Genomic DNA, 12,848 nt, shown 5'->3' on the forward strand with positions numbered 1-12,848 from the left:
GTTGCAGATCGGGCAGGCCTCAGCAGAGCTATGGTATGGGCTATCGAGAAGAGAGCTCCTAGGACATAGTTGGATTTTTTATATAAGTAAAATACAACCAAAAATCAAAAACAAAGATATTTCCTTAGTTCATACCGAATACTACGTTATTCTGTAAGGAATATAAAAATTATACCTTATAGGGTAAAATAACTTAATATACCCTACGGGGTATATTTACAATATATACCTTGTAGGGTATTTTTACTGTTGAGGAAATAAAGATGACGTATCACACGAGGACTCCTTATCAACTTGCAATGGCTTTGAAGGACAAACGCAAGACTTTGGAACTTACACAAAAGGAAGCAGGGCGTAAAATAGGACTTCTGCCAAAGACGATCTCAGCTTTGGAGACGCATCCGGAGCGCTGTACCCTTGAGAGTCTTTTCAAGCTCATTTCGGCCTTGGATCTTGAAATAGAACTGCATGAAAAATCACAGGAACAAAAAGGAGAATGGTAAATGGCCCAGAAACGGATTCTGTCAGTTCTGATGAATGGCGAACCTGTCGGTTCATGGATTCATGTTTCCGGCAGGGAAGCCTCGTTCACTTATGAGAAATCATGGCTTGATGCAACTGGTAGCCGACCTATTTCTCTTTCCCTTCCACTTAGCTCCCGTCCGATTATAGGAAGACAGGTTGACTCTTTCTTTGATAACTTGCTTCCTGACAATTCTGAGATAAGAGGTAGGTTGCAACGGCGTTTCAATTGTCCTTCAAGGAATCCCTTTGACTTGCTTTCTGCAGTTGGAAAAGACTGTGCCGGAGCTTTGCAGATTCTACCGGAAAATAGTTCGATTCAAAGTATCAGAAGAATTGATGCAATTCCTTTGTCCGAAGCTCAGGTTGCATCTGTTTTGCGTACTATATCGATAGGTCAGATACCCGGGGATGTGCATGATGAAGCTTTTCGTATTTCCATTGCCGGAGCTCAGGAGAAAACAGCTTTGCTCTATTATGGAAATGCATGGTGCATACCACAGGCCACTACGCCGACAACTCATATATTCAAGCTCCCGCTAGGGATTATAGGTGGTGGAATCAATCTGTCCCAATCAATTGAAAACGAATGGCTTTGTTTGCAGATTCTTAAAGCTTTCGGACTTCCTGTTGCAGATGCAAAGATAGTGCAGTTTGAAGATCAGAAGGCATTGTGTGTAAAGCGATTTGACCGGTGCTATGCATCAGACAAATCGTGGATCATACGGATCCCGCAGGAAGATATTTGTCAGGCTACGGGGATATCTCCAGAAAAAAAGTATGAAAGTGAAGGCGGTCCTGGAATCAGCTCAATATTGAAATTACTTCAAGGGTCACATAATGCCCGGTATGACCGGAAGACTTTTTTGAAAGCACAGTTGTTATACTGGTTACTGGCTGCATCAGATGGTCATGCCAAGAATTTCAGCCTTTTCATAGAAGCAGAAGGTGCGTATCATCTTACGCCTTTATATGATGTGATTTCAGCATATCCTATATCAGGAAAGGTCAAGAGCAATATATTTCCACAAAGACTGAGACTTGCTATGTCAGTCGGAAAACAACGTCATTATGAATGGAGAAAATTTCAGAAACGGCATTGGATTGAAACTGCAGCGTTGACTGATACCCAAGATATGATTTCTGAGATCATAGGAGAAATCATTGATTCGAAAACTTCGGTAATCAACCAGATCAGTTCAAATCTACCTGATGGATTTCCTGAGTATCTGGCCGAGTCGATTCTTTCTGGACTGGACGAGACTTCCAAATTGTTGGAATAGTATTTCTTATTAGTAAAAACATGCTTGTATTAATAATAAAAACTGATGTATATTAATGATATAAATATAACAAAACATCAGACAGAGGGTAAACATGCTTACAAAATTGCTTTTGAAACATATTTATGACCAGCAACAAGAAGTAATTGGTATAGACAACGAACTCGACAGGACTTCAGCAATATCGTTGTTACCTCCCAAAACGGCATTTGCAAGGATCATTACAGGTGTCAGACGATGTGGAAAAAGTACTTTGCTCAGACAAATCTTGAAGAAAACGTATCCACGGGGATTCCTTTTTAATTTTGATGATCCACGTTTGGTCGGTTTTACTGTAGCAGATTTTGAACTTTTGGATGAACTTATTGAAGATGAGCATGCAACTGCCTTGTTTTTTGATGAAATACAACTTATTCCTCATTGGGAACTGTATATAAAACAAAAACTTGATGCCAAGGTCCCTGTGTACCTTACGGGATCAAATGCTGCACTTCTTAGCCAAGAATTAGGGACTATGTTGACAGGACGTCATTTGGATACTGTATTGTATCCTTTTTCTTATAAGGAATACTGTAGTTTCATGAAAGCAGAGATAGGCCTGCAAAGTTTTTCTTCATTTTTGCAGGACGGTGGGTTTCCTGTTTATTTGCAGTTCAAAGATCCGCAGATACTAACTGCTTTGTTCTCTGATATCATTTATAGGGATATTGTTACCAGATACAATTTGAAACAAGCAAAGCATTTGAAATTGCTTGCTATATTTTTACTCTCAAATGTTGGCTCTCAAGTTTCAGCAAACCGACTTGTGAGCGTTGCCCAAGTCAAAACTGCAAAGACTATCTTGGAGTATTTTTCATACTTGGAAGTAACTTATTTGTTTGCGTTCGTTTATAAATTTGATTATTCACTGCGAGCCCAAATAAATGCACCGAGAAAAGTCTATGCAATTGATACTGCCTTGATACAGAACCTCAGTGCAAACGTAACATTGGACCAGGGACATATCATGGAAAATGCTGTTTATCTGGAATTATGTAGGCATTTTTCTCATATATATTACTTTAGGGCTCCTGTAAGCAATGGTACTCAAGGCAACGAGGCTGAATGTGATTTCATCTGTTGGAATGAAGTCAAAATAAAATCGGCTATACAGGTCTGTTATGAATGGACTGCTGAAGTCCGTTATCGGGAAATCCGGGGTGTCCTTGCTGCAATGGACTTTTTCCATTTGGGCGAAGGAACAATTGTTACGCTTAAAGATAAAGACAGTCTGTTTGACAATGGCAGGAAAATCAAGGTTATACCGGCTGCAGAATGGTTTTTTGGCACATTTCCTCAAAGCTGACCAAGCGTACATCTTTTTTCTTGTTTGCTTCATCCTGTAAATCTGTAGTAAAACCAGTCTTGGAAAATATCATAAGAATTTTATGTTGCTGGGGAAACAGGGAAGCACGACGTCTGAGTGTTGCCAGTACACCCTTGTCTGCCGGGTCGTTCTTCCATTTACATTCCGCTACAAGCAGAGCCTTCCCGTCAGTACCGATGATATCGATTTCTTCCTGCTGCTTGGTATTTGGATTCGTACCCCACCATGAAGAGAGTTGCTTGAATTTGATTTCCAGTCCTGCATATACCTTCGGTTGCCAGAGATATTGCATACAGATTGATTCGAATACAGGTTCCATGAACTGTGCCAGTTGCTCTTTGATATGATCTTGGTAGAATTTCATTCCATTACCCATTGCAATCAGGCTTTGATTAGGCATGACGAAACGGTACCAGAATCTGAACATTTGGTCTTCAAACCTGTAGATTGATTTCTTGGCTTGTCCTGATTCCTTGAATGGATAACATTTTTTGATCAGATGTAGTTCTTCCAGGCTTTTCAGCTGATTTGTACAACTTGAAGTAGATATATGTGCAGCAGTAGCGATTTCATTGAGTCTGCTGGCACCGTTTGACAGTGCCGTAAGTACGGTAAAATAATTGCCTGGATGCCTCAGTTCCTGCAGCAATAGATTATGGGGTTCTTCCACTAGGCGTCCATTGCTGTCAAAAAAGAGATTGTAGATATTGTCATCAGTACTTTTTTTCAAATCCAGGGCTGAAAGATATTCAGGAATGCCTCCTGTTATGGCATACAGCAATGCTTGGTCTTGGCTTGAAAAGCCTTCAAGCATGGATCTGCTTTGGAAGAACGTAAACGGTTGTATCTTGAACTGTGCAGTTCTTCTGCCATACAAGGGACTTTGGTAGCCTAGTAGCTGATGTTCCATGAAACTCATTGATGAACCACAGAGAATCAACAGCATACGGCCTGATTTCCATTTTAGATCGATATGTTTCTGAATCATTGAAGATATCGGAGGATAACTTTTTGCCAAGTAGGGATATTCATCGATTGCAACTATAAGTTTGCGTTCAGATAACTTGTCAATTCTGCTGAGTATTGTTTCAAAATCCTTATAGGTTTCAAGTGTCTCCCCTGGATATAGATAGCTCTGAATTTCTTTTGACAAAGCTTCCAAATTCCCTTGTCTTGTTGCATCGATTGACAAGTAATAAATTGCTTCCTTATCTTTGCAGAATTCTCTGATAAGGGTAGTTTTGCCAACTCTCCGTCTTCCATAGATTATTGCCAGTTCGAATTTTTTGCTTTCATAGAGCTCTTGTAATTTTTTCAGTTCATCAGTTCTTTCACAAAACATAAGAGGCCTCGGGATTACTCAATCTAACTTTACTAAAGTATACTTGAGTAAAGTTGTCAGGTCAAGGTAAATTGTAGCAAGGTATGGAACGGTATGGGGGAAACTTCATAGGTTGCTCTTGGTAAGTAAATTTAAAAATTTCAAAATAGTCAAGTTAACTTTACTAAAGTATACTTGAGTAATATGTTCCAGGTGGAAGTTGCAATGGCGTCGAGATGTTGGAATTCAGGATTTGTGTAGGATTCTGATGGTTTATATGTTGTTTGTGGAGTTCACAGTCTTTTGTTATTGCTTTTGTAGCAGAAAATGAGTAAATTGATTATGTGTTAAATAATGCTAACAAAGTATTGGGAGGCACCTGTGATGAATCAAGCACAATTTAATCGGATGAAAAATGGAAAAGGTTTCATAGCCGCATTGGACCAGAGCGGAGGAAGTACTCCGAAGGCATTGAAACTCTATGGCATCAGTGAAGATCGCTATGGTACTGAAGAAGAAATGTTCAAGTTGGTCCACCAGATGAGGACGAGGATCATCACTTCACCTAGTTTTACAAGTAAACAGATTCTTGGCGCAATTCTTTTTAAAGTAACTATGGAAAGCAAGATCAAAGATCTGTACAGTGCAGATTATCTATGGAAAGAAAAAGGTATCGTACCGTTTCTCAAGGTAGATAGCGGACTTGCCGAGGAACAGGACGGTGTCCAGATGATGAAGCCGATTCCTGACCTTGATGCATTGCTCAAGGAAGCAAAGAAGAAAAATATATTTGGGACAAAGATGCGTTCCGTAATCAAGCATGCGAATCCTGTCGGTATCAAAGCCATCGTAAGCCAGCAGTTTGAATTGGCCCGGCGGATCATGGCATTCGGTCTTGTTCCGATTATTGAGCCTGAAGTCGATATACATGCTTCGGACAAACAGGCTTGTGAAGAACTGTTGCTGGCTGATATCAAGGAAGAAATGGCAAAAATGAAGGCTTCTGATTATCTTATCTTCAAATTGACCATTCCTACGGTTCCGAATTTCTATAAGGATCTCATGGTGTATCCCGATGTAGTGAGGGTCGTTGCTCTTTCCGGTGGCTATCCACAGCAGGAAGCAGTTGAAAAACTGAGTGAAAACAATGGCATGGTTGCAAGTTTCTCACGGGCATTGAGCGAAGGCCTGAAGGCTGAACAGAGCCAGGAAGAGTTTGATGCAAAATTAGCAGATTCTGTAAAGATAATTTATGAGGCATCACTGACCTAGGAGCTTTTCCAAGACAAGCGGTGACAATGTTCATTTCAAATGAAATATTGACCAGTAAGAATAAAAATCTTGCTGGTCAATAGCTTAATAGTGCAATTTGTTGTAATATATTTACATTAAATGCCTGATATGGGATATCAGGCAGATTGTCTTATCAGTTGCAATCCTATTTTTTTGATTATTTTTACAAGTTCATCCAGATGGTCATGTGTGACAAGAGGATTGAGAAGGGTGAATTTCAGATAAGTCTTACCCTGATAAACAGTCTGGCCGATTACGATACCTTCGTTAAGGAGCAGTTGCCTTCTGATTTTCTTATTTGTCTCATCATTTGCGTCAAGCCGGAATACCACTGAAGATATTTCAGATTTTATGGCAACTTGAAAAACACTATCCTTGTTGAGCTGATCATACAGATATGCAGCATTTTCAACACAAGTATCGATGATTTTTCCAAAACCATCCTTTCCTCTTGTCCTGAAAGCTATCCAGACTTTCAAAGCATCGAAACGACGGGTAGTCTGCATGGATTTTCCGACCAGATTGACATAACCGTCTGCTTCATCTTCTTCCCTGTTGAGATAATCTGCATGAAGCTGGAAAGCATCGAGCCTGCTGCCATCCTTGACGAGAAGGGCACTGCAGCTGATCGGAAGCAGGAACATCTTATGGAAGTCTACTGTGATGGAATCGCAGGAGGAAAGGTCTCCCAATCTGGAACCGTAGGTGTCTGATACGATCAAGCCTGAACCGTAAGCCGCATCTGCATGCAGATAAAGGCCATAGCGCTTGCAGATTTGTCCTATAGCCTGCACATCATCAATCGTGCCATAGTCGGTCGTGCCGATGGTAGCAACTACACAGAACGGCAGATTGCCCTTGTCCAGGTCTTCCTTGATCATTTTTTCCAGACATCGGGTGTCCATCTTGCCGTTTGCATCAATCGGAACTTTCCGTACTGCCTGATAACCTAGTCCAAGCATATGTGCACTCTTTTCCATTGAAAAATGCGAGACTTCGGAAGCATAAAGCCTGAATTTTGCGTAGCTGGCAGGTAAGCCATCTTTCTTGATGTCGTGGTGGAGTACTCTGTTGCAATAGCCATCTCTGGCAAGCAGCAAAGCGCAGAAATTTGTCTGGCTTCCTCCCGAAGTGAAGACGCCGTCACTCTGTTTTCCGTAACCGAACATCCTGCAGAGATTCTTGATGACTTCGACTTCGATTTCTGTTGCAATAGGTGCCTGATCCCATGAGTCCATCGATTGGTTGAATGCCGTGATCATAAGTTCTGCACTGATGGATTCCAACAATGCAGGGCTATGAAGATGTGCCATATAGGATGTCGATGAGGGCCGAAGGCAATTAGGGAGAATAAGTTTCTTCGCTTCGTCGAGCATGGCTTCAAACCCGATGCCATGCTTTGGAAGCATTGAAATAGCTTCCAGTTGTTGCTGGAGTTGTTGTGGTGATCTTCCCGTGTATGCCTTATCATCAACAAAGGTTGCACAGATTGCATCTGCCGTTGCATCCAGTTGTTTCTTGAAAGCTTCCTGACTTTTTTTTTCGTTGGTCAGCAGCAACGGTTCAACAGCGTACATCGGCGTCAACCTCACGTGTGATCCTTGTGAAGGTATCAATCATAATATCGACTTCCTCATCGGTGACGTTCAGCGCACACAGACAGCGCATGACAGAGCCGTTGCGTCCGCCTTTTTCCATGATGAGCTTGTCTTCAAAGCATCTGTGCTGTATTTCTGCTGCGATTTTCCCGCTGGGAAGATAATGTCCCATGATGTCCTTTTCTCCACGGGGATCAATGAATTCGACGCCGAGCATCAGTCCTTTGCCACGTACGTCCCCGATGATGGATACTTCTTTCTTGAGTTGTTCCATGCTTTGTTTGATCTTATTGCCTTTCCTGACGACATCAGCAAGGAACTGGGGCTGGCTTACCCGTTCCATGACAATGGTTCCGGCTGCCATGGCAAGTTGGTTGCCGCGGAAGGTACCTGCATGGGCACCAGGTTGCCAGGTATCGAGGGCTTTGTCGTAGATGACCAACGACATCGGCTGTGAACCGCCGATTGCCTTTGATGTCAGAATGACATCAGGGATGATGTCGGCATATTCAAAGGCAAAGAACTTGCCGGACCGGCCGATACCGCATTGGATTTCATCAACGATCATCGGTATGCCCAGTTCCTTGGTAACCCTTCTTACTGTCTGTAGAAATTTGATAGGTGCCGGAATGACACCGCCTTCGCCTTGGATTGGTTCAAGTATGACTGCTGCAGGAGTCGGAATACCTGATTCCGGATCTTTGAGGACTCTTTCAAAATATGCACAGGCAGCATCTGTACCTGCATCTCCACCGAGTCCGAACGGACAACGATAGGAGTATGGATATGGGAAGAACTGGACGCCTGGCATCAGGTTCTGTACACAGCTCTTTGCGGCCAGGTTGCCTGTCAGTGCAAGTGGTCCATGTCCCATGCCGTGGTATGCCCCTGAGAATGCAATGACAGTCCCTCGTCCGGTAGCTGTCTTGCACAGTTTGAGGGCTGCATCGGTCGCATCGGTGCCTGAAGGGCTGCAAAATTGCACTTTGCAGTTATCTTTCATATTTCCGGGTAATAAATTGAGTATGGTATGGACAAAACGGTCTTTTGTAGGAGTAGTCAGGTCTAAGGAATGAAGCGGAGCGTTACTCTCCAATAATTGTATCATGGCCTGGTTGACTTCACTGTCATTGTGTCCTAATGCAAGTGTTCCTGCTCCACATAAGAAATCAAGATATCTGTTGCCTTCAACATCTGTTACCCATGAGCCTTTTGCACTTTTCAAAGCAAACGGAAACTTTCTTGGGTAGCTTCTTGCATTGGACTCCGTCTCAATCTGACGGTCGATGTAGTACTGATTGGTCTGCGTGGATTGTGCTTCATTCATCTTGTCCACTTCCTTTGTCACATAAAAATATTTCACCAATTTTTAACCAGTGGCCTTGCATATGCGGCTGGTATTAGATTTGCATTTCGACGAAATGCGAACTGATGATAGCAAGAAAATCTGTGTGTGACTATATGCTGGAGGCAAAAAAAACAAAAAATATCAAATTAGTTTCTAAAGCTTGGCAAAACGGAAGTTAGGTGAGCAAAAAATGCGCAATACTGCAAAAATTAGACAAGCAGAAATGTTTTGTTGCTTACTAGCAGAAAAAAGCCATATTATAGCTTTATTTGCGTAGCAGAGAGCAAATCGAGTACTCACTCTTTGGTTTTGAGTCATCATATTTTTTAAGCACTGCAATCAGATCATCAACTGATACATTTTCTGTAAAGTAGTGGGTGTCTCGTGTTTTTTTGTAGTTATATTTTGCCTTGCAGTATGCACTGGCTTTCATGCCTGTCTTATGAAAGGTATCAAGTTCATCATGCATCATGATGAGCAAAATCTCAATCTTAGGTCTGGTGTAAGAATCATATTGGATAGTATACATTTCTGAGTAAGGCTTGGGCAGGATGAATTTTTCTTTCCGTGAATCTATGACTCTGATTATTACTACGGGTCGTTTAAATTCGTAATTCAGGTATCTTTCCGCTATGTGTTTCCCTGATGCACGTCTGACAAGTTCTGTATTGATCAAGTCATCTCGTGTAAATGACAATTTATCTGCATCAAGAAGCATTTCAAGTATTTCTTTTTCAGCATTACCTTCATATATGCAAAGGATATTTGATTCTGTTATATAATGGTTTCCCAAATCTCAACACTATATAGTGCCTCAGACAGGGAAACCGTCATAGCCTATTGGACTGGCAACGGGTTCTTCCTCGGTCTCCCCGGACGTCTCTTCGGCCTGTCTGGATCGACGGGCTTCCTGGGCCTTCCTCTTTTCTTGGGTTCCGGAGAAACGTCCCGGGGTAGGATGCCCAATATCCTGAGGGTTTCTTCCGTGTGGGCAGTGAAACGGACGAACAGCCAGTCCCCGCCGTCGGTGATCCTGGCCTTCTTGGCGGACTTGAGCTCGCCCATTATCTCCGAATAGCTCATCTTCCGTGACAGTCCCGTATCATCAAACTCCCTGACCAACCTCATGGTCATCACCGAGGAGATGAAGTTGATGAATTCACTCCCTATGACCGAATAGTCCGAATGGACCTTGGTGTCGTCGAACTCCGTCGCCACCTTGTAGTAGCGGAAGCATTCCTCTATGAGCCACCTCCGGTCATACAGCCTGTAGACAAGGCCAGGACAGACGTCCAGGTCAGACTCGAAGACCACCGTGCCGAACTTCCTGCCTTTCTCCTCCATGGCCCGGGCGTCGTAGCCGTCCCTGCCCTTTATCCTTGCAAAGTAGTCCCTTTCCTCCTTCGCCGCCCTCTTCCTGTCATAGAAGGAATAAAGGTAGCAGCCCCTGGCCTTTGCCTTCTTGTACAGGACATCATGGTCCCTGTCTGCCAGCACGCCCTCATAGTCGTACATCCTGTTGTTCCCGATCCTCCTGTCGCTCCTCTTTATCGGGTTCAGCCAGCTGAGGCCGGGATTTTCCCTGAACACTTCTTCGGCCTGGCCCTTCGGGAACCCCTTGTCACCCATGAGGATGCCCTGCCGTATGCCTGTTTCCCGCAGGAATGCCTCATAGGCACGTCCGTCCACGATGTTGCCGGGGAAGACCTTCGAGCATACCGGCTCGTCGGTGTCTATGTCGTAGGCGAACAGGACGGATATGTCCTTCGTGCCTTTTGTCCTGGCTTTCCGTGAATAATGCGAAAGTGAGTTCACTGTGCTGCTGTCGGTCTTCAGCGTGCCGTCTATGGCTATGTGCTCTTCCGCCGCTATCCGCCCGGCCCTTGTCCTCATGAAGGTGGCTATGAGGGCACAGGACTTGCCCAGGTCCTGCAGGAAGCTGCAGATGCTGTTCTTGCCCATGGGCAGGGACGGGAACAGGATGCTCACCCAGCTCAGCTCGTACTTCAGGCAGGCCTTGTAGTAGGGCATGCCCCCATAGGCGACGCGAAGCATCGCCAGCACATAGATCCTCCTCGCGTCTGCCGCACTGAAGACGGCATCCAGCTCCGCCAGCAGGCCGGATGACAGCCGGTCCATGAGCTCGATCTCGGCAAAGTCCTTCAGGTCTATCGCCCTTGCTGAGACAGCCGTCCTTTCGGGGACGAATCTGCCGCCGATGATGTGGCCGACGGTCGCCCCGTTGACGGGGATGTTCCGCCCGTCCACCCTCCTGCATCCGATCCTCTGGATGACGGAGTACTTGCATATCCCGTTGCCCCTGTTCGCGACGACGATTGTATTCTTCGGTCTCTCGACCTTTCTGACAGCTTCCGGTACAGCCATTGTAAGACCTCGTTTATATAGTTTATATTATTGCATAATCTAAACTATATTTCAACGGGCTGGAGGCATAGCTGGAGCTTTTTCCCAAAGAAAAGGACCTCCATGGGAACACATCTGCAGCAGAAAGATGTTGGTATCAAGGGCTTGCAACTGATTTGTTGGACAGACAGGCGTATTATTCGGACATTTCAGGCCAGATTATATAGTGTTGAGATTTGGGAAACTATTAGTTATATTCAGTTTATTTTTTTGCATAGGGTAGTTCTCATGTTATTGATAGCCTCGTAGTCTGGTGCAGTATTACCGAAATAGTTTGAAAGCAATGCTTCACTTTTCTTTATGTCATTTCGCGTAATATTGTCTGAATAACGGGTTGTGGTTAAGGAAAAATCATTATCTTTTCTAAATACATAGATAGCATCTTTCCTATCAATTGCGTCAAGAATTTCAAGATAATGAGTTGAGAAAATCAATACAGCACCTTTCTTATTGATATTTTTGTTTTTGAATAACCCAATGATTGTATCAACCAATGTCTTGTTGAGATGAATTTCAATTTCGTCAAGCAGAAGATAGTCGCCGTTCCTTAGTATGATTTCGATTGCTGACATAAGAAGTATACCTTTTATTGTTCCGGAAGACAAATAATGATAGACATCATCTGTAGTTTTCAGTGAATATGTTTTGTCATTTCTCTTGAATCTTACACTGCCAGGTTTCTTTCCTGGTAATCTGATTGTCTCAATACGTTCATCAAAGAGGTTGATGTAGTCCTGTTCCAAGGAAAGAGTTTCAGGTAAGATGTTGAAATTTGCCGTATCAATCAATCCAAGATGTCCAAAAACAGCTTTTTGTGGTTTGATTACCATTATGACGATACTGTGATTGTCATTTAAGACTTCAAGTATCTGTGGATTTAAGGTGCTGCGTATAATCCTTTTATCATGTTCAGTCCAGTCAAAAAGAGCTTTTTTTGTTTTGACTGAGGCAAGTTCCTTGGAATAGATTGTTTCTTCTGCATAGTAGAAGCGAGGCTTTTCAAGTATATTGGGTGTTTCCGGAGTCTGTATGCCGATTGAACTATCCAAGCGATACATTTTTTCACCAATAATGAAATCAATGATTATTCTGGAACCCTTGGAAAATAAGCTACAGGAATCGGAAGATGTTGCAAGGTAGGTATTGTCATGCAACAGACCCAATGCAAAATTTACTAGACGCATGGCCGTTGTTTTTCCTGTAGCATTGATACCTGCAAAAGCAATTACTTTCTGCAGGCTGAGAGCATCTGAGATCCTGTGAACTTGTTCCGTATTGACTATTCTGTCTTTGGCTGTCAAGTCAAGAACGAATCCCTTTTTGAAAAGTTCAATGTGCTGATATTCAATACGCAATACTTTGTTCATATATGACTCCTCCTGTTTTTACTATATCCTGAGTGCAATATTATGTAAACAGATTTTTTGATTATAATTCAAATTTTTTTTATTTTAATTAAGACTTTTTCTATTGTAATATCTTTATTTATAAGTAAATAATATTTTAATATAAAAAATTTTAAGTTAGATAATACAAATTAAAAACAGTAAATATGGTTATATAATCATAGATATTTCTTATTTTCTAGGGAAAGTCTTGGCATTTCCTTTTCGACAGGTTTTGCATTGAGTCAGCTATCGCTGTGCCAAACCAAAACAGATTTTTTTGGAAAACCAATGCATTGCTATGTTGT

General features: G+C 42.7%; 10 protein-coding genes. 4 read left to right on the forward strand and 6 right to left on the reverse strand.

Annotation, left to right across the window (positions count from 1 at the left end):
• Positions 1-263 precede the first annotated feature (263 nt).
• From LKE40_11380 to LKE40_11390, 3 genes are all read left to right on the forward strand, one after another.
• Positions 264-503 carry an XRE family transcriptional regulator gene (locus tag LKE40_11380; protein ID MCH3918029.1) on the forward strand — a complete coding sequence of 80 codons (240 nt, stop codon included), beginning with the start codon at positions 264-266 and terminating at the stop codon, positions 501-503.
• On the forward strand, positions 504-1,805 hold the full coding sequence (locus LKE40_11385; protein ID MCH3918030.1) for a type II toxin-antitoxin system HipA family toxin: 1,302 nt from the start codon (positions 504-506) through the stop codon (positions 1,803-1,805).
• Between the two features lie 94 nt (positions 1,806-1,899).
• Positions 1,900-3,150, forward strand: a complete 1,251-nt coding sequence (locus tag LKE40_11390) for an ATP-binding protein (GenBank protein MCH3918031.1) — start codon at positions 1,900-1,902, stop codon at positions 3,148-3,150.
• Here the strand turns inward: LKE40_11390 and LKE40_11395 are convergent.
• Complete coding sequence (locus LKE40_11395) at positions 3,104-4,513, reverse strand: ATP-binding protein (GenBank protein MCH3918032.1); 1,410 nt, start codon at positions 4,511-4,513, stop codon at positions 3,104-3,106. The two genes, LKE40_11390 and LKE40_11395, sit on opposite strands and share 47 nt — an antisense overlap.
• Before the next feature lie 363 nt (positions 4,514-4,876).
• On the opposite strand from LKE40_11395, the gene LKE40_11400 reads away from it, so the two are divergent.
• Positions 4,877-5,764 (forward strand): fructose bisphosphate aldolase, encoded by an 888-nt coding sequence (locus LKE40_11400; protein ID MCH3918033.1) that lies wholly within the window; start codon positions 4,877-4,879, stop codon positions 5,762-5,764.
• 137 nt (positions 5,765-5,901) lie between these two features.
• On the opposite strand, the gene LKE40_11405 is transcribed toward LKE40_11400, so the two are convergent.
• The 5 genes from LKE40_11405 to LKE40_11425 all read right to left on the reverse strand — a co-directional run bounded on the left by LKE40_11405 (position 5,902) and on the right by LKE40_11425 (position 12,522).
• The gene (locus tag LKE40_11405; GenBank protein MCH3918034.1) at positions 5,902-7,362 is read right to left on the reverse strand and encodes an aspartate aminotransferase family protein; all 1,461 of its coding nucleotides are present in this window, start codon (positions 7,360-7,362) and stop codon (positions 5,902-5,904) included.
• Positions 7,349-8,710 (reverse strand): diaminobutyrate--2-oxoglutarate transaminase family protein, encoded by a 1,362-nt coding sequence (locus tag LKE40_11410; GenBank protein ID MCH3918035.1) that lies wholly within the window; start codon positions 8,708-8,710, stop codon positions 7,349-7,351. Before LKE40_11410 ends, LKE40_11405 begins: the two co-directional genes overlap by 14 nt.
• A 286-nt stretch (positions 8,711-8,996) precedes the next feature.
• Positions 8,997-9,449 carry a hypothetical protein gene (locus LKE40_11415; GenBank protein ID MCH3918036.1) on the reverse strand — a complete coding sequence of 151 codons (453 nt, stop codon included), beginning with the start codon at positions 9,447-9,449 and terminating at the stop codon, positions 8,997-8,999.
• Between the two features lie 119 nt (positions 9,450-9,568).
• Positions 9,569-11,116: a transposase gene (locus tag LKE40_11420; GenBank protein MCH3918037.1), complete on the reverse strand. Its 1,548-nt coding sequence runs from the start codon at positions 11,114-11,116 to the stop codon at positions 9,569-9,571.
• 236 nt (positions 11,117-11,352) lie between these two features.
• Positions 11,353-12,522, reverse strand: a complete 1,170-nt coding sequence (locus LKE40_11425; GenBank protein ID MCH3918038.1) for an ATP-binding protein — start codon at positions 12,520-12,522, stop codon at positions 11,353-11,355.
• Positions 12,523-12,848: the final 326 nt, after the last annotated feature.

It is taken from the genome of Spirochaetia bacterium, assembly GCA_022482625.1.
Lineage (GTDB): Bacteria > Spirochaetota > Spirochaetia > Sphaerochaetales > Sphaerochaetaceae > Pleomorphochaeta.

Bases quoted from the DNA above. Each gene is read 5' to 3' on its own strand.
- LKE40_11390 (MCH3918031.1), top strand. From the start codon at position 1,900: ATGCTTACAAAATTGCTTTTGAAACATATTTATGACCAGCAACAAGAA.
- LKE40_11385 (MCH3918030.1), top strand. From the start codon at position 504: ATGGCCCAGAAACGGATTCTGTCAGTTCTGATGAATGGCGAACCTGTC.
- LKE40_11420 (MCH3918037.1), bottom strand. From the start codon at position 11,116: ATGGCTGTACCGGAAGCTGTCAGAAAGGTCGAGAGACCGAAGAATACA.
- LKE40_11410 (MCH3918035.1), bottom strand. From the start codon at position 8,710: ATGAATGAAGCACAATCCACGCAGACCAATCAGTACTACATCGACCGT.
- LKE40_11395 (MCH3918032.1), bottom strand. From the start codon at position 4,513: ATGTTTTGTGAAAGAACTGATGAACTGAAAAAATTACAAGAGCTCTAT.
- LKE40_11405 (MCH3918034.1), bottom strand. From the start codon at position 7,362: ATGTACGCTGTTGAACCGTTGCTGCTGACCAACGAAAAAAAAAGTCAG.
- LKE40_11425 (MCH3918038.1), bottom strand. From the start codon at position 12,522: ATGAACAAAGTATTGCGTATTGAATATCAGCACATTGAACTTTTCAAA.
- LKE40_11400 (MCH3918033.1), top strand. From the start codon at position 4,877: ATGAATCAAGCACAATTTAATCGGATGAAAAATGGAAAAGGTTTCATA.
- LKE40_11415 (MCH3918036.1), bottom strand. From the start codon at position 9,449: ATGCTTCTTGATGCAGATAAATTGTCATTTACACGAGATGACTTGATC.
- LKE40_11380 (MCH3918029.1), top strand. From the start codon at position 264: ATGACGTATCACACGAGGACTCCTTATCAACTTGCAATGGCTTTGAAG.